Below are 23448 nucleotides of genomic sequence, written 5' to 3'. Positions count from 1 at the left end.
GAGCCGTGTTATTTATTTTTCCGGGAACCTTTTTTCGGGGCCTTTACTTTTCCCGCTTTCCTGCCGGTGGCCGCTTCCTTCTTCGCGTACCAGTCCCAGAGAACCATCGCCACGATCACGACGATAATTACCCACCATATGTTAAGCGGGAGCAGGCCGACAAGGGGGATGGTAAAGAGGGCTTTTCCCACAACCCACTGCTTTTCCACCGGCTCGATCGTCTGGTTGTTGTTCACAGTGAGGTACCCTTCATCGCTGACCGGGTTATTGTCTCCCTTGGTGATGTAGCCGCCGTGGGTGGTCGGGGCGGAGTACCGGACATACCCCTGGTTTGCGACCACGTACTGCTCGGGAAGGAAGTACTTCGCATCTGCTGTACTGAATGCCATCCCCTGAGCGTTTGCAGTGATATTTTCGGGGGCCGTGGCGTTTTCGGGATACAGGAGGTAATACCCGAACACGGTCGTGTTGCTCGTCGCAAGCGGAATATATTCGGCAGGTGTTTCCTGCCCGCGGTACGGGTTAAGATACGACGGCTCCGGCTGCCCGGCATCGACCCAGCTCATGGCCCGGTGGATGATCGGGTGCTGGCTGGAGAGCGGGAGCAGGCCGATCGATGCCCAGAAATCGGTATCACCGTCAGGGCGGTAGATGATCACGTCACCGTAGTCGCCGAACTTCTGGTACCCGATTGCCTGCGCCTCTTCCCACGTCTGGAGGGGGCCGAACCGGTCCTGCTGCACTACGAAAACGAGGTCGCCGATATTCATGTGGGGCTCCATACTCCCCGATTCAACGGTAACAACCGCCGGCCACGTCCCGCAGATCAGGTAAAGGGCAAGCGCTATGCACCCGACGACAACCACGACCCAGAGAATATCGCGGGCAAGGGAAACCACCCAGTGCTCGCTTGTCCGGAACGCCTTGATCATAGTGCGGATATCCCGCGATGGTTCTTTGTCTTCCATTCCTCAGCGCTCCTTATTGGCGTTTTTCGTTAATATACCGCACCCATTCGCAGGCGTCCCCCTTATGCCGGGGGAAAAACGATCCGCGCGAGGTAATATACCCCGAAAAAGACAAGGAAAAGCCCGCACGCCATCATAATACGCTGGTACGTGATATCGGAGAGGATGGTTGTTCCCCGCGAAATGCCTGTCGAAACGAGGGTAAACCACCCGAGATCCGCACACCAGTGCCCGGCCATGAAAACGCAGGCTAGGAAGATCCCCCCGGCGAGCCCGGCGATCACCATCGCGCTCCCGACCGTCAGCCACCAGATCCAGAAGTACGGGTTTGCGACGCTTGTAAAAAAACCGGCAAAGTACGGGTTTGCCGTGACGACTGCTGCCCCGCTGCCGGTCCGGGCGAGCGTTACCCCCCGGCTCCCAAGGATCGTGAGGAGACCGAAGATCACGAGTGCCACACCCCCGATGACCGCGACTGCCGTCGTGTACCGCAGCGCCACGGTCGCGAGGCCGGCCACGATTAAAATGACGATGAGGAGCTCGGAGAGCATGTGGCCGAACGTCACCCGCGGGCCCATCGTCCAGCCACCCGATATCGATGCGTTGATGGTGGCAACCAGCGTGGGGCCGGGCGCGAGGGCGCCGGTCAGCCCGAGGGCAAATGCGAGGATAAACATCTGGGGCGTATCGAGCATGATATCAGGGAGGGCCAAGGGATGCCCCTAAAGTGAACAGGGTTTGGCGGACGATGATATCAAGGCATCCCCGCGGGGATCCGCGTGCAGGATACCATGATCTTTTTTCCCGGTACAGCTCTATACTATTCTATGCTCGATGCGCAGCAGATCACCCTCCGGTTTCTTGATACCCGGCTCCAGGTGCACCCCGATGTCGTGCGGTACATTCAGGAGCAGGACAACCCGGAGCTGATCGACCGCATCATCGCCGCCGTCCCGGGGGATGCCGTGGTGGTCTCGGCAAAGCATATCCCGGGCATGAATGCCACCCGGGACGGGATGCGCTTTCTGACCGACCCGACGGTCGAGATCGTCTCGGGGGGCCCCGGTACATCGGGAAGCATCAACGGCACCGCGGACTACCTCCACTATTTCCGGGACCGGTACAGCCGTCTCGGCGGGATGATCCGGGCACGGTGCGGGGCGATGCCCATCGAAGGGCTCACCCGCTCGCCCCGGTACCGGCAGGAGGAGTGCACCGTGATCGGGATGGTCTCTGATGTCAAGACCACTACAAACGGCCACCGGATCGCCGAACTGGAGGACACCACGGCAAACCTCACGGTGCTCTTCCGGAAGGACCGGCCGGTCTTTGCCGATGCCGAGCGCCTGATCCCGGACGAGGTAATTGGCGTCAAGGGCAAGCTCTCAAACGACGGGAAGCTCTTCTTTGCCGAGCAGATGTTCCGGCCCGATATCAGGATCGACAACAAGCCGTTTTTGAGCGAGAAGCCGGGAAAAGCGGTCTTCATCTCCGATGTCCACGTGGGGAGCAATACCTTCCTTACGGACTGCTGGAACCGGTTTGTCGACTGGATCGCGGAGTCCGATGCCTCCTACCTTTTGATCGCCGGCGATCTCGTGGACGGGATCGGGGTCTTCCCGGGGCAGGAACAGGAACTGACCATAAAAAACATCTACGAGCAGTACGATGCGTTCGGCGAGATGATCAGCGCGATCCCGCACCGGATCAAGATCATCGCTGCCCCGGGCAACCACGACGTGGTCCGGGGCGCCGAGCCCCAGCCGGTGATCCCGGAGCAGTTCACGAAAAAGTTTCCTGAGAACTGCATGCTCGTCGAGAACCCGGCGCTCGTGAACCTGCAGGGCGTGCGGGTGCTGATGTACCACGGCCGGTCGATCGATGACATGATCGGGCTCATCCCGGGGGCCTCCTACGAGCAGAGCGGGCGCATGATGGAAGAGATCCTGCAGCGCCGGCACCTCGCCCCGGCCTACGGGAGGCGCACGCCGATTGCCGCGGGAAAGTCCGACCGCCTGATCATCGACCCGCTGCCGGAGATCCTCCATACGGGCCATGTCCATATCAAAGGGCTGACCACCTACCGCGGGGTGCTGGGCATCAATGCCGGTACCTGGCAGTCCCAGACCGCGTTCCAGAAGCAGATGAACGTGAACCCGACCCCTGCGCAGGCCGTGATGGTGGATCTCCAGACGCTGGTACCGGAAACGTTTTCGTTTTTGTGAGGGGGAAAAATCCGGCACAGAGTGTTATTTTCCGAAAGGGACTGATCGCCCGGATCCGGTTTTTACCGGGGCACTCCGGTGCGGGAGGTAGGCAGTTTGAGGCTTGGGTATTCTGCCGGGCCGGATATCAGGTCCCATACGTGAGTGCCCTGTCGGGTGAAAAGGCTCCCGGCAATTACTCCTCCGCCGGATTGACAAACCGGTATGCTTCTTCTGGCACGACAATCTCGAACCGCGCCCCCCTGCCGGGCTCTCCGGTCTCTCTGATCGTGATACCGGTAATGTCGAGAATTTCCCGGGAAATGGCCAGTCCGAGCCCGGTGTTCTTCCCAAACCCTCTTGTGAAGATCTTTTCCTTGTTCTCCTCCGGCACACCGCTGCCATCGTCTTCACACACAATGATCCCATGCCCGTTGCCTGCTTCAAACGAGAACCGGATGGTCGTGGTCCTGTTCCCATGCCGCAGGGCATTATCTATCAGGTTAAAAAAGACCTTGACGATCAGCGGGTCAGCGAATACTTCGGTGCTGGCGGGAAGATCGTTTTTGAGCGTGACCTGTCCGAGCGTGGCACCCTTTACCGCACTATTCATGAGGGCGTGAAGGTCCTGCCAGAGCGCAGCATGTACACCGATCTCCTCGTATTCTTTGGTGAACCGGATCATGGTAGTAATCCGGCTGCTTGCCTCCATGATATGGGAGAAATGGTCTTCAAACGAAGGATCTGGCACGGTCATGTGCAACAGATCGATATACCCGTTCAGTACCTGGAGCTGGTTGTTGATGTCATGGCGGGTGATGCCTGAAAGAAGGTTGAGCTTCTTGTTTGCCCGCAGGATCGCCTCCTCCATGTGTTTCCGGGAAGAGATGTCCTTCATCGAGATGAGGATGGCGGGCAAATTCTGGAACAGGATCCGCTTCCCGATGCACTCAACCCAGATCCGCCGTCCGGTGGCAGTGATGGCCCGGTAAGTCATAGGGTAGCTATCGATCCCCTGCGCGACCTGGCTGAAGTCGCTGAGAACCTGGGATCGTGATTCAGGAGCAATATACTTCATGACGTTTGTCGTACCGGACCGATGAGATTTGCCCTCCGCATCGAAAATGTTCGCCAACGCCCGGTTACCAAAGAGAATCTCGCCGGTCATGGAAACAATCAGGATGCCATCAAGGGTATTCTCGACGACCGTCCGGAATTTTTCCTCGCTCTCCCGGAGCGCCTCTTCGGCTTTCTTGCGTTCGGTGACGTCAAAGAAAGATTCTACCAGTACCTCTCTTCCCCCAAGCATCGTTTTTATAACACTCTTGAGAATGGGAATCTTTTGCCCACGGGAGGTGAGAAGGATTCGTTCAGAGGAATCAATCGCCTGCCCCAGATCCATGACCGGGCATTTGCCTGATTCAGCGGGGCAGATAAAGTTGTGACAGACCGCGCCAACAACCGATTCTTTCATTTCCCCGATCATTTCGAGCGCTTTAGGATTCACGTCAAGAATTCTGTGAGTATGGGAATCGATGATGACGATGCCGGATTGCATTGAATTGAGGATAGTGCGGAATCGCTCCTCGCTCTCCCGGAGTGCTTCTTCGGCTTTTTTACCTTCGGTGATATCCGCAACGCTGGAGAGAACGTAGGGTTTTCCTCCCATCAGGGTAATGCTGGATGAAAACAGGCAGGTCCGGATCTCTCCGTTTTTTATCCGGCACCTGACTTCCATGCCGGACACGCCCCGGTGGTCCCGGAGCAGGGAGATCATCCGCTCAAGATCTTTCCTGTCGGCTACCAGCCCCAGAGATTCTGCCGTTCTGCCAATCACTTCATCGCGGGAATACCCGGTATTTTTCACGAAGGCATCATTGACATCAAGGAATGTTCCCTCTGTTACCGATACGAGCGAGAGCGCAACCGGGCTGGTCCGGAAGACCGTGGCAAATTTATTCTCGGACTCCCGCAATACCATCTCCGCCCTCTTCTGCTCGGTGATGTCCAGCGCAGTGAAGGTAAGACCAGAGGAGATGTCCGAAGGATCGACCGGGGTCGAAGAAAGGAGGACATCAATAATCGCTCCGTCTTTCCTTCGCCACCGGGTCTCGATCTCACCGGACCCGTCCTGTGCGATCTGGGCGCAAATCTCCCTGCCGACAGAGTCATAGTCCTCCTGCGCCGGGTAAAGGAGACGGGTGGAAGTGCCGGTGAGTTCTTCAGCAGTGTACCCGGTTATAGTGCAGAGCTGGTCGTTGACCATCTGGATGATCCGGTCGGATACGGCACAGATACCGATGGGGGCGACACGGATGATACTGCCGAGGCGTGATTCGCTCTCCCGTAAGTCTGTTTCCACCCGGTGGCGTCTCTCCATCTCCGAGAATACCCGGGCACTTTCGGTATAATAGGCGTTGAGGGGAAAGTAGGCAATGATGACGGCAAGCGCGCTCGCAAAGAGGCTTGTGATCAGGTTTGAGCGCCAGTCGGGAGGATGCGGATAGAAGAACTGCCCGGCAAATTCGAAGGCCGTCATCGTTGCGAACGTTACGATGAAGATCAAAAAGAGTCGCTGATCAAAAGGTGTCGGTTCGATCTTCTCGTTCATGGGTTGATGAATATAAAACCTTAACTTTTAAAGACTTCGCTACGATCATGACTGGATGAATGCACTCCTTTTTCCCAGGGCCGCACGAGCCTGTTCAAACGTGGCAGGGGGGAGCGGATGTTGTGCGGTGTAACATCATGCCCCATCCCACCTGTTGAACGGTACGGTGATTATAGTTGGAGTTAAACACCGCCGTACCCGGATTATAGTTTTAATTTCCTTCTTGCTCCGTGAGTGGTGTGCGCTAGAAGGGAGAGACTACGGTGGCCTTGCCGGTTCTAAAGTGCCTGGCATTTGATGAGAGATTTTTCCTGCGAGATATGTAATCGTGATTATTGCCGTAAACGCCAAAAACATCAGCTCCGGTATTATTATATACCGGAAGAAATGAGTCCAACGTATGCATGCTCATGCGTATCCTGTACCCGGAGCGGCTCTTACCCTTATCCTGATTGCCGCCCTGTGTCTTGCCGGATGTGTATCTTCTTCATCGTCACCGACTCCGGCAACCTCCCCGGCACAGACCGTACCGCCGACTACGGCAGCAACACCTGTCCCACCGGCTGTCACGACGATGGCGATGACGGCACCCGTCACGCCGGTTGTAACGGCATCCTCCTTTTCAGGACAGGCGTCAGTGGCCATACAGAATTATTCCTATATCCCTGCATCGATAACGGTGACCCCCGGGACCACCGTGACGTGGACGAACCTGGACCCTGTAGATCATACGGTCACCTCGGTAGCACCATCGCCCGCGACACTCAATTCGCCCCTACTGCATCAGGGAGATACGTTCCAGTTCACGTTCAACCAGACCGGGAAGTACACGTACCTATGCACCATCCATCCGTTCATGAGAGGAACGGTGACGGTAGCCCAGTAAAACAAATCTTTTTTATGGTGTTTTGGGAAGTGCCCCTTCATCACTCCATGAACCTGTAAAAAACATTGAAAAAATAATTTTCGGGCAAAGAAGGGAGAATGCAGCCATTATCCCGGAAAGGACACGATGCCTCCACACGACCGGCAGGAGGCACGAGACTCTGGGGAAATGCCTGCAGGAGAGGATACCGGGGATCAGCCGGGCACCGTAAAGAAGGGGGACAGAAAAAAGCTTATGTAAGGGAAAAAACGATCAGACCGGAAATATTTTCCGGTTGTGGACTTCATTAATAACCTGGCCAATGCCGATGTAGAGCGCAAGGCCCCCGGCGATTACCCCCATCACTCCGCCAGCCAGTTTGATGAGGCCGCTTCCCGTCAGCTCAGCTGCAACAAGAATTACAATCAACAGGAAGACCGCAAGGACGGTCACCTGAAGGCTTCGGTGCATATTCAGGGTACAGATCAGGAGACCGAGCGCGACGATCCCCCACACCGCGAGGAACGCGGCAAGGTCAGCAGGCCCGGGGGCTTTGGCAAGGCCAAGAACCGGGAGCATCAGGACGCCGGCAAAGGTCATCCAGAAGAACCCGAAACTCACGAAGGTCAAAAACCCGAAATTATTGTTTTTCTTCCATTCCATGAGCCCGGCAATGATCTGGGCTATTCCGCCATAAAAAATTGCCATGGCAAGAATCGGACTGGAGAGACCGATGATCCCGGCATTCCAAAGGCTCAGAAGAATGGTCGTCGTCCCAAATGCGCAGAGCCCGAGCGGTGCCGGGTTTGCGGTCTTATCCATGAGGAAAATGTTGTTCCTGTTTGTTTCTTCATTGTTCACCATGAAATCACTCAAACTGAATAATCCGGCGTATAAGGACGGCTGTTCGCATTTTTGGCACAGGCTCGAGTTTCCCCGATATCGGACAGGATACTTGCGATATCGATCCAGATAATCAGTGCATTGATCTCTTTGTCACTTACCTTAACCTTTCGTTTATGATTCCGGTGGTGGATGCCTGTTCCCGGATCACGAGTCTCCTGACAGGTGCTCGTGCAGCAGTTTGTGCAGGATTCATAGTCTGATCCCGGGTATGCTGTTCGACTGCCTTTTCAGGACTAGGGGGATACCGGCCACGCGAGGAAAAGGAATGCCCGTGCCGGCACGATTCTTATGCGGTCTGGGGTTCGCCGGAAATAATGCTGTACGGGGCAGGAACCTGCCCGACCGCAAAGGACCGTTCGAACTGATCGAGTTTGTTCTCAAGATCCCCGAGCATCTCTTCTTTCTCCGGTCCGGGAAGGAAACTGTACCTGATGCCGTTCTCGTTTATCTCGCGGATCTGTTCATAGGAAATATCCGGGTGCTGGAGAGCGAGCAGGACATATTGTTCGGTCAGATCGGTCCGCTCGACACCCGGGTCATCGGTCCCGAGCACGACGGGTACGTCGTGGCTCAGGTACACCGACACCGGGTGATCGGCTCCGCTGACATGGAGGATCTGGTCGTTACTGGTGAGCAGGATCTCGATGGGGATTTTTTCTTCTGCCATGGTATCCAGCGTCTTCTCCGAATCGTTCTCCTCCATGATGTCGACGCCGTGTCCGATACGCGAGGCGTGGGCCGTGGCAATCGCATCGGCGATGTGGAACCGGAGGTCTTCGGGCGGGACAAGTCCGGTCGTCTGTTCCCCGGCATGGAGGGCAATGGGAACGTTCGGGTAGACCGTGTGGAGGTAGCCGATCATCTCCATGTGGAGGTGGTAATCGGTCCGGGCGTAATAGGTGTCCTCTTCGCCGACAAAATTGATCCCGACGACGAGCGGGGACTGGTTTGCGGTCTCAAATGCCTGGACAAGATCGGTATAGACATCTTTCTTCGGGTTGATCCGGACTGCCTCGTAAAGATACCGTACCGTGACATTTTTCCCGGCAGGGTTGCTCAGGGTATATCCCGTCGCGTCGAGGGATGCGAGCTTCTCCGCATTCTCGCGGCAGATATCCCGGAGTCCCGCATCGAGAAGCTCTTCCCGCATCACGCTCAGGTTGTCGTTCCAGGTGACGTTCGCTTCGACCTGCTGGACCTGCGCCGAATTTCCCGGCACGTGCATCATCGTCTCGATGTAGAGGAGATTTTCCTGTGCGGCCCGGTTGCGGACCGCTGCGATCATCTCTCCCATGTAGCTCTTGGCCGGCCCGATCAGGCCGAATGTCTTGAAGAACCACTGGCTCCCGGAGCCGGTGTTCTCCGGGTAATCCCGCATGGACCAGTCATCGACGAGCATGGAGTACAGTGTCGCGTTGCTGTACGCGACGGAAACCGGGATGAGAGCCGGGGCAGTGTTGCTGGCATAGAGTTGCCCGGAGGCCGGGTCCACGTACAACCCGTGCCGGGCGGCAATGTCGATGGTGTCTTCGGGGTAGACGGCGCCGGTCAGGTGGTTATGGAGGTCGCCGCCTTTTGGCATGGCAAGGAAAAATGCATACAGTTCGTTGGGATCGGACCGTATCGATGCGAAATGCGCGGAGACTGCGGAGATGCCGGGGCCTGAAAAAAACTGGCCCGGTGTCCCGTAGCCGGATGCGCCGCAGGGTGCGACCCAGAGGAGAAGAAGAACGATCAGTACGATGAGGGGCAGGATGCGGCGCGAATCCATAGGAGAATCCCGTGTATGGTTTCCCTTTTATTCCGTTTCTCTTATGTATGTTGCGGAACTGCTGCCGGTGATTTTTCCGCGGGACGGCTCGCTGTTTCGCATGGAGGGGGTCTCCCTCAGGGCCCATGGGATGATGAAAAGAATACCCTGCCACAAGTGGCCCAAAAATAATTTTGAAATTGGCCGGCATTCAGTAACTCACAGCGTTGCCCAAATTTTTAAAAATTATGCTGCAAAAATGGGCACTTCCCTGTTTTCACCCCGGTGAAGTTATTTATTAATAGGGTCTTTTGTCCCATTTTTAACCTATGAAAGAGAGTGAGCCAGACTCATTAAAAATCGTAAATATCGTCGTTTCCGGATCGATTGCTGATTCCTTCGATCTGAAATTCATTTCAAACGGCATAACAGACTGCGTACTCAACACAAAGAGGTTCCCCGGTGCGGTATATCCTATGCAGAACCCAAAATCCGTTGCACTCATTTTTGTATCCGGCAGATCGATACATGCTTACTGATAAAAAAGAATGGTTTTCCAGGCTTTCTGCCAGTATCATGACTGTCCGAACCGGTACGCTCCTTCCGGCACGTTCATCTCGAAACGTGCCCCTTTCCCCGGTTCCCCGTTCTCCACGATGGTGATGCCGGTTATCGAAAGGATCTCGCGGGAGAGGAAGAGGCCAAGTCCCGTATGCTTCCCGAACCCACGCTCGAACAGGTGTTCTTTGTCCTCTTTGGTAATCCCGACACCATCATCCTTGCAGATAAGGACGAGCCCTTTGTCGGTTTCATTGCAGGAGATGGAGATCTTCGTCATGGTATCTCCACCATACCTGAGGGCATTGTCGATCAGGTTATAGAAGACTTTCTCGAAGAGGGGATCTGCATAAATTGCGAGATCCGACCGGACAACCTCCACCTGCACATCCCGCATGGGCAGGGCTGCAACCGCCCGCCGGACACTTTCATTGACATTCTGCCAGATGGGCGCGGTTGTTCCCATATCCTCGTAGATTTTCGTGAAATCAATCTGGTGTCCCATTATTTCAGCAATCGTCATTTCTTTTTTGAGATACTCTGATGCGGTGGGAACAGTTTCGAGTTCTTCTTTGGAAAGCTGAAGATATATCGAGAGGGCCATGAGCTGGTTCTTGATGTCGTGCCGGGTTATTGATGAGAGAATGGTGAGTTTGTTATTTGCACGGGAGAGTGCATCCTCTGCTGCCTTCCGCTCGGTGATATCGGTAATGACCGATAAGCCTGAAGGGAGCCCCTTGTCTTCGATCCGGACGGTCTTGATCAGGCAGTGGCGGACCGTGCCGTCCCGGAGCTGGATATCAATCTCGCTGAGATATTCCGGGAAACCTCCACTCCGGCTTGCATTGATAACCGCTCGTGCAGCCTCAGCGCTCGCCGGTGTCAGGAAGGAATAGATCGATTGCCCGGCAAGGGTTCCCTGTGCGGGTCCCAGGAGCCGGGTCGCTGCCGGGTTGGCGTAGTGGATGAACTCCTTGTCGTGGATGACGATATAATCGGGGAGGTTGTCCACAAGGTTCCGGTACCGCTCTTCGCTTTCCCGGAGCTCGGTCTGGGTCCGGGCCATATTGAGTAACAGGAAGAACACCGTGGCGACGATATCCATGAGGATCGTGACGATGAAGAAGATTGAATTTAGGGGATCCGGGTTTGAAAGCGAGTGATTCCCGGGGGTGATAATCGCTGCAACGATTATCACGGTCCAGAGGAGGGCCGTTACCAGGAGGGCCATGGCAAAGCCGTACCTGAGCGACCGGGTTTCCTGTTCCCGGAACCGTATCGCGATGAAAGCGGTCGCAACAAAACAGGGAACAATGAGCAGCCCTACGATCACGCCGCGGATGACCACTGAGTCGACACGATACGTAAACCAGAGAAACAGGAGAGCGGCTGGAATAAGGATGCTGTAAATGATCGGGGAGAGCGCCTTTGTCCGAAAATACTTCCCGGTACTGTCAAGCCGCATCATGACCGAGAGCGCGATCAAAAGATCTGCAACAATGGTGGAGAGAAAAACGGGCAGGGATCCACCGGTCATGAGCAGGAAATACCCGCAGGAAATGACGAGCAGGGAGAGCATCCATGTCCTGAACCCGTCATAGGTCCTCTGGGACTTCCAGAAGGAAAAAAGCAGGAGCGTGAGAAATACGTTCACGAGAAAAAGGATCAGAAAAAGGGTTCTTATATCGGGGATCCACATGGTCTTACACTCCGCCCGGTGTTACCCCGCCGGACAGTGCTCTCATATTATGAACGGGAATATTTTCATTCTCATGTAATGAATATTTGTAATCGATATTCCCGACCAGCTCCTGCTCCTTATTTCCTGCCAAAAAATGTAGTGGGGGGGGGAGGGGGATCACCACCCGGATCTTTTTTTGAGATCCGCAGCACGCGGGCCGGGCGATGCCGAACTTTTCTAAGAATCTTCAGCAACTCGATCGAACCTTTTTTTATAATTGCCAGCTCGGGACCTGAACTTTTTTAGGATCCGCAGCAACCGCATCGATCTTTTTTGTAAATTGCCGGCTCGTGATGCGATCTTTTCTACAAATCTTCAGATCGCGACCCGGTGTTTTTTTTTTTAGTGCGGTTGGTCATGCAGGTCTGCCGGATTCCGGAAAAATGGGGGTGGGGGGTGACCTCTTGTAATAATCGGCCGGCCCGACCGGTTTTTTTGCGGTGCGGGTGGTGGGGGGAGGGGGGCTGCCTCAGATCCGCGGGGATCGCAGGTCGACCCGACCAATGTGTACGATCGGTCGGATCGACCGATCCGTGACTATGGTCGGGGCGACCACCCCCGCTCGTCTGAAACTCCAGTGGAAATGAGGGGCACGGCACTGGAGAAAGAGAGGGCACCCCGACCGATTTTGAAAATGATCGGTCCGACCATATTTTTTTTTGAGGGCAAGGCAGGGGGGAGGGGGGTTACCGATTTTTTTTGAGGAGAGGGTCACCCCCCACCCCCCATCGTTATTTTTGGGGAGAGAAAATTAACTACCTCAATTTCAGTTCCTCTAAGTATTCTTGTAAATCTTTTTTATCCTTTAAGGGGATTGTCTTATTTAGCTTAATCAATTTAAAAATTGTATTTTGAACAATCCAACTCAATTGACCAAGATCCCAAGGAGTGATGATACTTTTTCCGTGGTGAACAATGCCACTTCTTTTAGTGTAGAGTTCCTTAATTATTCTTTTAACTTTTTTCCTTCCATTAAAACAGTTTGCTAATAAAAATGCTGTTCTTTCAGCGATATTATTTGTGATTGGTTCATTTTCATCGAATAGTAGAATTGATTCTAATGCCACCATTAATTTTAAAAATTGTTGATTTAAATTAAAATATTGTAAATGTGTGAAATCAGAACTTGATTCAAGATTGTCTTTTGAATCGAAATGAATTTCAGTATTAATCGCTTCACCATACCAATATATTGAGGTCAATAATCTTTTTTCAAAATCGGTTTGCTTTTTTGCTACAAAGATGGATTCAAGATCGCTAAACCCATTTTCTTTCATAAATTGTAATCTTTTTTCTGTAAATTCAAAAGGTAGTACAAATCCAGTTCTTTCCATTCTTGGGCGGAGTGAAGGTTTTCCCGATTCATACCTCATAATATACCGAAGATTCGATCGAATTACCTCTCCGCAAATACCGAAATACATCCTGCTTGATCCATCATAGGGAAGATTATAAAGTCGAGCGATATTTAAAGACATTCTGATTTTATTCATTGCTTCATTTTGAGCAATTTCAATAATCCCTTTGGTTTTAACTTCTGCAAAAGTTACGAGACTTCCTTTTGCGGAATCTCTTAAAACCGTCAATTGATCATTAATTAACGCTTCTTTTTGTTCGTTCGAGTAATGCGTGTTTTCTTTAAGAACTTCCTTAAATAAATCAACTATTCTATCAAAATTTTGGTTGTTATCAGAGGGATAAAAAATCACATCCCCAATTGTAAATTTTTTTTCGATTTTGAGGTTGTCTATTGGAACAATTATTGTCCATTCTTTTATGCTTTTTTTCAAATTATCGGGAAATTCTTTAATTTGCTCAACAAAGAATTTGGGTCTTTCTTCTAATGGTAATTTAAATGAGAGTGAAATCATTCGGTTAATCTGGTCTTCAATGAAAGGAACAGGAAAGTTATTTTTCACAAAGGGATCTTGAAAAATCTCCCGAAGAATCTCATTCTTATCTTTTACAGACTCCTCATCTAATTCGACGATGATTCCTTCATTCATCCACCAATGGTTAAAATGTTTTAAGTGATCTGAAGAGTCTGTTTTTGTATTCGTCGTAATTTTGAGTAAATGATTAATAATTTTTTTTGAATTGACCATAACAAAAAATAAACTCCTTTATTTCATTACCATATCTGTTAATTTATTAAAATATATTGAAATGAAAATTCAATGTACTTATGTGACTTCACCAATTTACACCGAAGAGAGGTGGAGAAATAATTAAGATACAATGAATGGTAAAAATTCGAATTCCACTTATTCTCAAAAAATTATTCATTCTTCTTCGGCCTAGTTACCGTCACCTTGTAGATGCCACCCTTTAAGGTTGTCAACCGAGGTATTGCAGGTTCATAAACAGGTATTATATCGAGCAGGTTCCGGCACCGCATTCGTGGACGATGCAGCGGAGCCGGGAAAAATCATTCCATCCCCATCAAATCCCGGATCAGGGCCACAATCGCGAGCCGGTGCTGTTCGCCCACCGTGCCGATCCGATGCCGGAACCGCTCCCGGTCGAGAGCAACGATCTGGAAGACGAGGGCGATGCTCTCGGTATCGAGGCCGTTATGCAGATCCGGGGAGAGCAGGTACGTATGAGAGAACCGGGCGCTGCCGAGGTTACTTGTGAGCGGGACGACAAGGACAAGACCGTTTGCACCCCAACAATAGCGGCAGGCCGTTCGCCCCGCTGCTCATGCCCCTTCGCATCGGAGAGATCCACGAGCCAGATGTCGCCGTTTTTCATCCGTTTTTACGCCCCAGGGAAGTGAGCGATGCCCGCTGCCAGATCCCGGTCTCCTCTTTTAAGGCTTCGAGATCCTTTTCTGTCGGGGTAAAGAGGAATTGCTTTGCCTTCGATACCCCAAGCGCAATCTGCGCCTCGGAATAGAACGGCTTGAGCCGTTTTACCTGCCTGACGGCTTCGAGCGGATCGCTTCCCTGGCGCAGGGCATAATAGCCGTACGTTGCGCCGACTTCGAGAGGGACGGGTCTGAGACCGAAGATCCTGCCGAGCTCCCCTGCCGCCTCTTTCTCTGCGGCATTCAGCCGGGAACCGGTTTCAAGGGTCTCGAACTCGCGGGTGAAGGCGTACAGGTCCTGGGTCAGGTCCGGAGAATAAGGTCCACGTACATACAGGCTGCACGAATACCCGAAATCGATGCCCCTGAGGTCAAGCAGGCAGACAAGTTTTTGGGCGATAAGCCGGTCGTCGAACCGGGAAATGTCAAACTGAAAGCCCAGTTCCTTAAAGAAGGCTATTACTTTCCGGTATTTTTCCATCGTCATACTCCGCAGCGGAGGAACCTGCATAGCCAGGCCCTCGTTCTCTTCCATTCATCCTGCCCTTCAGGTGTGATCGTATAGAGTTCGAGTTCTTTTCCCTCCGAAGTGATCTTCCCCGAAGTGAGATAGCCCATGTCTCTTAAGACGTTGAGGTTCGCAAACAACACGCCGTCATTAATGTCGAGCGCCGCCTTGAGCTCGCGGTAGGTTGCCCCGTCAGGCCCGGGTGCGGCAAGGCTTGCAAGCAGTTTTAAGCGGACGAGCGAGAAGACTTTCGCGTTGAGCCCTTCGGATTCATTCAGGATGGAGAGGATATCATTCTGCATACGGGTGTCCTCCCTTGTTTGTTGCATGATGATAGGTGGCCCGGATTATTTACTTTGTTATTTACTTAAAGTTTAAAGTAAATGAAAGCAGGGGTCGGTGCAACAAGGATTCATCGCGATGCGTCCCGTCCCCCTCAGGAGACGAATTGGCGCGAAGAAGAGGGCTGTATTTTAGGAGAGAGAATTGGTTGTTTAAAACACGACTTTTAAAAATAGATGGTGATTAGTCCTTCTTCTCCGGCTTCGCTCCATCCACTGCAGCCCCATCCGCCGCCGGTGCCGGCTCCTTCTTCTTTGGCCCGGCTACCGGCACCTTGTACAACCCGGCATGAGTGGTCGTCGCCGGTGAGTACTGGGTGTCCATCGTGAGGCACTTCGTGGGGCAGACCTCGACACAGCAGTCGCAGACAACGCAGCGCAGCCGGTCGATCTGCCAGGTCTTCTCCTTGACCTCCACGCAGATGGCCTGAGCCGGGCACTTGCGCTGGCAGGACCGGCAGGTGATGCAGCCGTCCGGGTTGATCGTGACGTGCCCCCGGGAGAGGGGGGTCTTCTTCGCCGGTTTTGCCGGGTACATCAGGGTGGCCGGGCGGGAGAACAGGCTTTTGACCATCGTTTTTGTCATCTCGAAGTAGGTCATGGCCTCGTTCACCTCTCCGAACAGCCGATACAGGGGTCGATCGACAGCACGATGATCGGCACGTCTGCCAGTTCGCAGCCCTTCAGCATTGTCAGCAGCGGCGGGATGTTCGTAAACGTCGGTGTCCGCACCCGGTGCCGGACGAGGTTTCGCTTGCCGTTCGCCTTGATGTAGTGGACGACCTCGCCCCGGGGCTGCTCGGCGCGGGAGAAATACTCGCCGTTCGGGGCCCCCACCACTTTTGCCTCGACCGGTCCCTCGGGGATCTTCTTTACGCACTGTTCGATGATATCGATCGAGGTGAAGAGCTCCTTTGCCCGCACCGCACACCGGGCGTAGCTGTCCCCGGAGTGCTCCACGACGGGTTTGAAATTGATCTTCCCGTAGGCCGCGTAGCCGGTCTGGCGGATATCGATTCCGACCCCGCTCCCCCGGGCGGTCGGGCCGACCGCCCCGAGGTAATAGGCGTCCTCCTTCCCGAGCACTCCGATCCCTTTGAGCCGGTGGCTGACCGATGCGTCGTTCAAAAACACGTTCGTGAGGTCGCGGAGCTGCGGCTCCATGTCCTTAAGCCCCCTGAGCATCCCGTCCAGTTTCTCGGGGGTTATATCCTTCCTGACACCCCCGACTTTGCAGACGCCCTGGATCACCCGGCCGCCCGTGGTCGCCTCCATGTCATCGAGGATGTGCTCCCGGAGCTTCCACGCGGTCATGAACAGGTTCTCAAAGCCCATGCCGTCCGCAAAGAGCCCGAGCCAGAGGAGGTGGGAGTGCAGCCTCGAATACTCCGACCAGATGGTTCTGAGGTACTGCGCACGCTCGGGCACCTCGACCTTCATGATCTGCTCGATGCCCTCCGCATAGGTGTTGCTGTGGATGTAGCTGCAGATCCCGCAGATGCGTTCCGCGACGTAGATGTACTCGGGGTATTCCCGTTTCTCCACGAGCTTTTCGAGGCCCCGGTGGACGTACCCGATCGAGGGGATCACGTCCACCACCCGCTCGTCTTCTAAGACGAGGTCGAGGTGGATCGGTTCCGGGAGCACCGGGTGCTGGGGCCCGAACGGGACGGTTATTTGTTTTGACATGAGGTGTCCTCCTTTGTTATGGTGACCGTGAACGGATGCCTGACCGTCGTCCGTATGAATACCCCTTTAAAGTCGACATTGATCCCGGCAACCGTGATGCCGAACAGGTCGTGGATCTCGTTCTCGTAGACAAACGCCCCCCAGTACACCCCGCTCACGCTGGGAATGACCGTGTCCTGCTTTGCCGTGGTGCGCAGGTTGGTGAGCACGAAGTCCTTGTCGAACGTATAGTTGATCTCGAAGTCGTCGCCGACTTGCGCGCAGCCGATCTGGACAAGCCGGCAGCCGTCCTTCTTCATCTGCGCCGTGCGGATGACCAGTTCATCCATGCCGATCGGGATGGTGGTCTGCTGGTCGAGAGTCATTCATGCACCTCCTGCGGGTTTTTCCCCGGCGGCAGCCGGGGCCGGGTGCTGCTGGAGGGCACCGGTTGCCATGGCGGTGCGCTTTTCCTCAAGGATGCCAAGGGCCGTCACGATCCCGTCGATGATGGACTCGGGGCGGGCAGCACAGCCGGGCACGTAGACGTCCACCGGTATGGTCGTATCGATCCCGCCCGCGACATTGTAGCACTCCCTGAAGACGCCTCCAGACGTGGCGCAGATCCCCACGGCCACGACCACCTTCGGGTCCGGCATCTGGTCGTAGATGTTTTTTATCACGTACTTGTTCTGCTCGTTGACCGATCCCGTCACGACAAATACATCGGCATGCTTGGGATTGCCGGTATTGATGATCCCGAAGCGCTCCACGTCATACATGGGCGTGAGGCAGGCAAGGACCTCGATATCGCAGCCGTTGCAGCTCGATGCATCGTAATGGATGAGCCAGGGGGATTTTTTCAGGTATGCCATTGTTTCAGACCCTCCCGAGGAGGTATAAGACCGCGATGTTTGCCGCGCCGAGGATAAGGGCGATTGCCCACGAGCTCTTCACGGCAAGCTGCCACTTTACCCTCGCGTTGGTGTTGTCTATGGCTAGTTCGAGCAGGTAGACGATGATGATTGCGATGATACCAATGACCGGGCTTGCCGCAAAGAACAGGTAGACGAAGCCCAGCAGGAAGACCACTTCGTACCAGTGGGTGAGCTCGATAAAGCCAAGCGCCGGGCCCGAGAACTCGGTCGTGACTCCCTTGACGATCTCCTGATGGGCGTGATGCGAGGTCGAGATATCGAACGGGGACTTGCGCAGCTTGATCGTCAGGATGTAGACAAAGCCAAGGAAAACACCCGGCAGCAGGACGAAAACCAGCCCCGAAAAGCCGGCGATATCGCTCACGTTGAAGGATTTTGTGACCACGTACATCCCGACCGCAGCAAGGAGGAACATCGGCTCGTAGGCCATGATCTGGAGCAGTTCCCGTTCCGCCCCGATGTGGCTGTACGGGGAGTTTGCCGCGTAGGCGCCAAGGACCAGGAACACCTCGGCAAGCGTGAGCGCAAAGATCACCAAAAGGAGGTTCCCGCCGGCAAAGAAGAGCGCTCCTGTGAAGATGGCGAAGATAAAGTAACTGAGCACGTAGAAGCGCTGCGTCTCGTTCACCACGGCATCCTCTTTCTCGAAGAGCTTGCCCACATCGTAGAACGGCTGGAAGATGGAGGGGCCGACCCGGCCCTGCATATGGGCGGTTACCTTGCGGTCGATACCTGCGATGAGGCCGCCGATGACCGGTGCGAGCAGGATAAAGGCAACAGCCCCGGCAAGGGAGATCATAGGAACCCCCCGCCGACGACTGCTGCGGCAAACATGATCACGATAAAGGCCGTGCAGAGCCAGACTCCGGCCCGCGCAAGCCGGGGCTCACCGAACCACGGGCCGACGTAGTAGTTGGCCAGTTTCATCTCCGTCTGCACGCCAAGCGAACTCGCAAAATGCATATCGGGCGTCGTTGCCACCCCGCCCATATAGGGAGGGAGGTTCCGGTGTTTCCGGTGGGGGAGGAGGATGCTCAGGGGTAAGAGGACGATCAAAAACAGCATCATGACCATGATGATGATGTTATCCTGCGAGAGCAGGGCCACGCTGCCGTAGTTCGCCCGCAGGAACGGCTCGATGAGTACGCTGGAGATGACCGGGAAGATAAACGCGGTAACTGTGGTAAGCCCGGCGAGCGAGACGAGCGCAATCCACTCGTTTTTGTCAACTGCCCCCTCGACATTCTCCACGTTTGGCGTGATGACGAGCAGTTTTCCCATCCATTTCGCCCAGAAAAACAGGGTGAGGGCGCTCCCGAAGATCAGGATCACGACAAAGGCGAGGCCGAACGGTGCATCGATGAAGGCCTGGATCGCCGCCCACTTGGAGATCAGCATACCGAACGGTGCGAGGAACATGCCGGCGATCCCGATCACCATCATCGCGGCAACCCGGGGCATCCGGACGATAAGGCCATTCATGTCCTCGATCTCCCTGCTCCTGATCCGGTGCTCGACCGTCCCCACGGAGAGGAACATGAGCGACTTTGAGATCGCGTGGAAGATGATCAGGAGGATCGCCGCCCAGATCGCCTCGGCCGTCCCGATCCCTGCACAGGCCGTGACAAGGCCGAGGTTGGCAATCGTGGAGTAGGCAAGCACCCTTTTCGCGTTGGTCTGGGAGATGGCGATCCCCGACGCAATAAGGAAGGTAAACGCCCCGACAAACGCGAGGGTATAGCCGATAACGGTCCCCTGGAAGATCGGCGCGAACCGGACCAGGATATAGACACCGGCCTTTACCATCGTGCTGGAATGCAGCAGGGCCGAGACCGGCGTCGGCGCCACCATGGCACCGACCAGCCACGAGGAAAATGGCATCTGGGCGGCCTTGGTGAGACCGGCAAACCCGACGAGCGCCGCCGGTATGAGGACGAGTGCTTTTCCGGAGACAAGGACCTGGTCAAGGCCGAGCATGCCCGCCGGCTGGTAGGTAAGGTAGACGATGGCTGCAGCGAATGCAATGCCGCCTAAGAGGTTCATCCACAGGGCGGTAAACGCGTTCTTTGTCGCCTCCTCGGTCTTCGTAAACCCGATCAGGAGGAACGAACAAAGCGTGGTCACTTCCCAGAAGAAGAAGACCCACACGAGGCTGTTTGAAAAGACCAGCCCGAACATTGCGGAGATGAAGACAAAAATGACGAGAAAGAAGGTATTGGTCCTGTCAGGGATTCCCGTATGATTCAGGTAAAAATGCCGCATGTACCCGAGGGAGTACACGCAGATCAGGCTCCCGATGATGCCCACGATAAGGGCCATGATGATCGAGAACTGGTCGATAAAGAGGGGGGACTTTACCAGTACCGCGGGAGTTAATGCAGCCTCGAACCAGATGATCAGCGCAGTCTCGACAATGGTGAGGGCCATCACGAGGTAATTGCGGTACCTGACCGCGAACCAGAGGATCAGGAGCGATATCCCCATCTCGAGGACAAACATGAGCTGGTCGACAGGTTCGGCGTTGAGCCCGTAGTAGAGGGTTCCCTTGTCAAACTGGGTCGCCAGAAGCACAACGGTCACTGCACCTATCAGCAGTGCGGAGATTTTTACGATCCACCTCCGCTCGTAATCCCGGCGCACCGCGAGCATGAAGAACGCCGTGATCAGCGGAAACAGGATAAGAAAGAGTAATAGCTGCACGCTTACATCCACCCACCGGAACTATGGGGATTTTTCATTATTAATCGTATTGAATCGATCACCGTAAGCCGGTCCCGGTCAGGGCACTCCCGGAAAAATCCGCCGGTTCCCCGGTATTGCCGGGATCGCAAATCCCCCGCACGCCCCCGCCGGCAGTGACCGGTGCCACCGGAGCGTTGCACGGGGATTGCCCGCGAACCGGACCGGAATAATTATGATAAATGTTTAATGTAACAAAAATGCAGTAATACTGTCCTGATGGCGGGTGGCCGGCGTGGCAGGGACCATTTCACGTCCCACAAAGAACATGGCACCATCCTGAAGGGGTATCAAACACACGGAGCTGGAACAAAATCCTGCCGTGTGATCGTCAAACCTGATATGTTATGGCCTTACTATCGGACCGGCTGTTCTGGAGAAGAGGTGTGTTTAAAGCCAGGTCGCAGTCTGTTTACCGGGGTTCCATAACATGACAGGGAGGTCAGGGAATGTTTGAAATTGCAGTTGTCGTTGTCATAAGCATCATTGCACTGATCGTCGCGGGCCTTCTCGCCAGGAGTGTCCTCTCGCAGGATGAGGGGACACCCAAGATGAGGGAAGTCGCCGACGCAATCCGGGTCGGTGCGGAAGCATTCATAAAAAGGCAGTATTCGACCATCGCAGGCCTGGCAATCGTTCTTGCCATCGTTATCTTCTGCGTGTATTTCCTCACCGGCCAGCAGGGGTATGCCGTAGATACAGCGCTTGCGTATCTCTTCGGTGCGGCCTGCAGCGCCCTTGCCGGGGTCATCGGCATGTCGGTCGCCGTCCGGTCAAACGTCCGTACCGCTGCCGCTGCCCAGTCGAGTGCGGTAAAAGCTCTCGAGACCTCGTTCCGGGGCGGTGCGATCTCGGGCCTGATCATTGTCGCAATGTGTCTTCTGGGCATCTCGCTGAGCTACTACGCCATGGGGGCGAATCCCCAGACCACCCCGTTCATTATTATCGGCTACGGCTTCGGGGCCTCGTTTGTCGCCCTCTTTGCCCAGCTCGGCGGCGGTATCTACACCAAGGCCGCTGATGTCGGTGCAGACCTGGTGGGTAAAGTCGAGGCAGGTATCCCCGAGGACGATGTCCGGAACCCCGCTGTCATCGCAGACCTTGTCGGGGACAATGTCGGGGACTGTGCCGGCCGTGGCGCTGACCTCTTCGAGTCCACCGCAGCCGAGAATATCGGTGCGATGATCCTCGGTGTCGCACTCTTCCCGGTCTTCGGTGAGAACGGCGTACTATTCCCCATCGTGATGTGCGCATTTGGCCTTCTTGCAAGCATCATAGGTATCCTCACGGTCAGGGGCTCCGAGCACGGTGACCCGATGGACTCCATGAACAGGGGGTACTACATCACCGCAATCATCAGTGCTGTCCTGCTCTACGTTGCTGTGACCTGGCTCCTGGGGGGCAATATGTGGTTCTATGCCGCCGGTCTCGTCGGTATCGTCCTTTCTGTCCTGTTCCTGAAGGTCACGCACTACTACACCGACAGCCATTTCCGGCCGGTACAAGAGATCGCCGACGCATCCGAGACCGGCGCCGCCACCAACATCATCACCGGTTTCTCGGTGGCCCTTGAGACCACGGCAATCCCGGCGATCCTCATCGGTGCATCCCTGCTGCTCGCCTACTGGTGCGGCACCAATACCGGGATAGAGTTCGGTGGCATCTATGGCACGGCAGTTGCAACGATCGGCATGCTCTCGGTATGCGCCTACGTCCTTGCCATGGACGCATTCGGCCCCATCGCCGACAACGCCGGCGGTATCGTCGAGATGAGCCAGGCCCCTGAAGAGGTCAGGAAGCGCATGGACGCCCTCGATGCAGCCGGCAACACCACCAAGGCCCTGACAAAGGGATACGCAATCGGCAGCGCCGCGCTTGCCGTGTTCCTGCTCTTCAATGCCTACATGTCCGATATCTCCCGGCTGATAGGAAAGACGTTTGATATGGTCAACATCGCCTCAATCCCGGTCTTTGTCGGAGGGCTCCTTGGCGCGATGCTCATCTTCCTCTTTGCAGGCTTTGCCATCCGGGCGGTTTCGAAGACCGCCCAGACCGTCATCAACGAAGTCCGCACCCAGTTCAAGGACCCGGCCATCATGGCAGGCACGAAAAAGCCTGACTACGCCCGGGTCATCGATATTACCACACGCGGGGCACTCTGGAACATGGTGATACCCGGTGTTCTTGCGGTCGCATTCCCGATCTTTATCGGCGTGACCATGAAATACGAAGCGCTCGGCGGGTTCCTCCTTGTCGGGACCATCACCGGTATCCTGCTCGCCCTGATCCTCAACAACGGTGGCGGCGCATGGGACAACGCGAAGAAATACATCGAGAGCGGTGCCCACGGCGGCAAGGGCAGCGAGGCCCACAAGGCAGCGGTCATTGGCGACACGCTGGGCGACCCGTTCAAGGACACGGCAGGACCCTCGCTCCACGTGCTCATCAAGCTGCTGGCGACACTCTCGCTCGTGCTCGCGCCGCTGTTTATCTGAAAATTCCTCTATCCTTTTTTACTGCCGGTTTTCCGGAGTCATACCTAAGAAATCCTGCTGCATAAGAGCGGCCGGGATCCGGAGTTCCCCACAAGCCCGTGAAGATTTTCCCGTTTCCCGGGCCTGATGGTCCGGCATGAACACCCGGCAAAACGAAAAAAAAACATATATGCTCCCCGATCCCGGCCGGGAAAAATCCCTGCCGATCCGGTGGGACCGGTGCACGCCATGCCGGAACTTCCCCGATCCGGTGACCGGATCTTCCGGTTCCCGGACCATCATACATCCGGGCAGATCCCTGCACAACCCCGTCTATGCAAAAGGAATACAAAGACTAAAAAAGCGCC

General features: G+C 55.0%; 21 protein-coding genes. 5 read left to right on the top strand and 16 right to left on the bottom strand.

All coding sequences use genetic code 11. The features are described 5' to 3' along the window. Window positions 1–8 precede the first annotated feature (8 nt). Together ACLQMU_RS00680 and ACLQMU_RS00675 are read right to left on the bottom strand one after the other, a co-directional pair. Window positions 9–968, bottom strand: a complete 960-nt coding sequence (locus tag ACLQMU_RS00680) for a S26 family signal peptidase (protein WP_424039432.1) — start codon at window positions 966–968, stop codon at window positions 9–11. A gap of 62 nt (window positions 969–1030) precedes the next feature. Continuing rightward, a complete protein-coding gene (locus tag ACLQMU_RS00675; RefSeq protein ID WP_424039434.1) occupies window positions 1031–1663 on the bottom strand; it encodes a LysE family transporter in 633 nt (210 codons plus the stop codon). A 132-nt stretch (window positions 1664–1795) separates the two neighbouring features. Here ACLQMU_RS00675 and ACLQMU_RS00670 point away from each other — a divergent pair, with 132 nt between their 5' ends. Continuing rightward, complete coding sequence (locus ACLQMU_RS00670) at window positions 1796–3193, top strand: DNA-directed DNA polymerase II small subunit (protein WP_424039435.1); 1398 nt, start codon at window positions 1796–1798, stop codon at window positions 3191–3193. 175 nt (window positions 3194–3368) lie between these two features. Here the strand turns inward: ACLQMU_RS00670 and ACLQMU_RS00665 are convergent, their stop codons facing one another. Beyond that, window positions 3369–5783, bottom strand: coding sequence for a PAS domain-containing protein (locus ACLQMU_RS00665; protein ID WP_424039437.1), 2415 nt, complete (start codon window positions 5781–5783; stop codon window positions 3369–3371). A gap of 400 nt (window positions 5784–6183) precedes the next feature. Between ACLQMU_RS00665 and ACLQMU_RS00660 the strand changes: the two genes are divergently transcribed. Next, on the top strand, window positions 6184–6669 hold the full coding sequence (locus ACLQMU_RS00660; protein ID WP_422150032.1) for a cupredoxin domain-containing protein: 486 nt from the start codon (window positions 6184–6186) through the stop codon (window positions 6667–6669). A 252-nt stretch (window positions 6670–6921) separates the two neighbouring features. Here ACLQMU_RS00660 and ACLQMU_RS00655 read toward each other — a convergent pair whose 3' ends face one another. Next, a complete protein-coding gene (locus ACLQMU_RS00655) occupies window positions 6922–7512 on the bottom strand; it encodes an acetate uptake transporter (protein ID WP_443673488.1) in 591 nt (196 codons plus the stop codon). A gap of 328 nt (window positions 7513–7840) precedes the next feature. Beyond that, entirely contained in the window at window positions 7841–9325 is a 1485-nt protein-coding gene (locus tag ACLQMU_RS00650) for an adenosine deaminase family protein (protein WP_422150030.1), read from the bottom strand. 308 nt (window positions 9326–9633) lie between these two features. On the opposite strand from ACLQMU_RS00650, the gene ACLQMU_RS00645 reads away from it, so the two are divergent. Then, window positions 9634–9843: a hypothetical protein gene (locus ACLQMU_RS00645; RefSeq protein ID WP_422150029.1), complete on the top strand. Its 210-nt coding sequence runs from the start codon at window positions 9634–9636 to the stop codon at window positions 9841–9843. 35 nt (window positions 9844–9878) lie between these two features. On the opposite strand, the gene ACLQMU_RS00640 is transcribed toward ACLQMU_RS00645, so the two are convergent. The 11 genes from ACLQMU_RS00640 to ACLQMU_RS00590 all read right to left on the bottom strand — a co-directional run bounded on the left by ACLQMU_RS00640 (window position 9879) and on the right by ACLQMU_RS00590 (window position 20567). Then, window positions 9879–11561, bottom strand: coding sequence for a PAS domain S-box protein (locus ACLQMU_RS00640; protein ID WP_443673487.1), 1683 nt, complete (start codon window positions 11559–11561; stop codon window positions 9879–9881). A 797-nt stretch (window positions 11562–12358) separates the two neighbouring features. Further along, entirely contained in the window at window positions 12359–13708 is a 1350-nt protein-coding gene (locus ACLQMU_RS00635; RefSeq protein WP_424039441.1) for a hypothetical protein, read from the bottom strand. 349 nt (window positions 13709–14057) lie between these two features. Further along, entirely contained in the window at window positions 14058–14357 is a 300-nt protein-coding gene (locus ACLQMU_RS00630; RefSeq protein ID WP_443673486.1) for a type II toxin-antitoxin system PemK/MazF family toxin, read from the bottom strand. Then, window positions 14354–14947 carry a hypothetical protein gene (locus ACLQMU_RS00625; RefSeq protein ID WP_424039442.1) on the bottom strand — a complete coding sequence of 198 codons (594 nt, stop codon included), beginning with the start codon at window positions 14945–14947 and terminating at the stop codon, window positions 14354–14356. Before ACLQMU_RS00625 ends, ACLQMU_RS00630 begins: the two co-directional genes overlap by 4 nt. Continuing rightward, a complete protein-coding gene (locus tag ACLQMU_RS00620; protein WP_422149231.1) occupies window positions 14896–15222 on the bottom strand; it encodes a transcriptional regulator in 327 nt (108 codons plus the stop codon). Before ACLQMU_RS00620 ends, ACLQMU_RS00625 begins: the two co-directional genes overlap by 52 nt. Window positions 15223–15445: 223 nt before the next feature. Next, window positions 15446–15862 (bottom strand): 4Fe-4S dicluster domain-containing protein, encoded by a 417-nt coding sequence (locus ACLQMU_RS00615; protein WP_422149230.1) that lies wholly within the window; start codon window positions 15860–15862, stop codon window positions 15446–15448. Between the two features lie 8 nt (window positions 15863–15870). Then, window positions 15871–16950, bottom strand: a complete 1080-nt coding sequence (locus ACLQMU_RS00610) for a hydrogenase large subunit (RefSeq protein ID WP_424039444.1) — start codon at window positions 16948–16950, stop codon at window positions 15871–15873. Continuing rightward, entirely contained in the window at window positions 16935–17315 is a 381-nt protein-coding gene (locus tag ACLQMU_RS00605) for an NADH-quinone oxidoreductase subunit C (RefSeq protein ID WP_422149228.1), read from the bottom strand. Before ACLQMU_RS00605 ends, ACLQMU_RS00610 begins: the two co-directional genes overlap by 16 nt. Continuing rightward, a complete protein-coding gene (locus ACLQMU_RS00600) occupies window positions 17316–17804 on the bottom strand; it encodes an NADH-quinone oxidoreductase subunit B family protein (RefSeq protein WP_422149227.1) in 489 nt (162 codons plus the stop codon). Window positions 17805–17808: 4 nt separating this feature from the next. Beyond that, window positions 17809–18666 carry a respiratory chain complex I subunit 1 family protein gene (locus ACLQMU_RS00595; RefSeq protein WP_422149226.1) on the bottom strand — a complete coding sequence of 286 codons (858 nt, stop codon included), beginning with the start codon at window positions 18664–18666 and terminating at the stop codon, window positions 17809–17811. After that, window positions 18663–20567, bottom strand: coding sequence for an NADH-quinone oxidoreductase subunit 5 family protein (locus tag ACLQMU_RS00590; RefSeq protein ID WP_424039447.1), 1905 nt, complete (start codon window positions 20565–20567; stop codon window positions 18663–18665). Before ACLQMU_RS00590 ends, ACLQMU_RS00595 begins: the two co-directional genes overlap by 4 nt. A 488-nt stretch (window positions 20568–21055) precedes the next feature. Here ACLQMU_RS00590 and ACLQMU_RS00585 point away from each other — a divergent pair, with 488 nt between their 5' ends. Then, window positions 21056–23101 (top strand): sodium-translocating pyrophosphatase, encoded by a 2046-nt coding sequence (locus ACLQMU_RS00585; RefSeq protein ID WP_424039449.1) that lies wholly within the window; start codon window positions 21056–21058, stop codon window positions 23099–23101. Window positions 23102–23237: 136 nt separating this feature from the next. Continuing rightward, a partial coding sequence (locus ACLQMU_RS00580; protein ID WP_443673485.1) for a hypothetical protein occupies window positions 23238–23448 on the top strand: 211 nt, incomplete at its 3' end.

The organism is Methanoregula sp. (assembly GCF_052325125.1).
In the GTDB taxonomy this organism is placed as follows: Archaea; Halobacteriota; Methanomicrobia; order Methanomicrobiales; family Methanospirillaceae; genus Methanoregula.
Note: the sequence above shows the minus strand (reverse complement) of the source record. Positions and strands in the feature narration are given on the sequence as shown.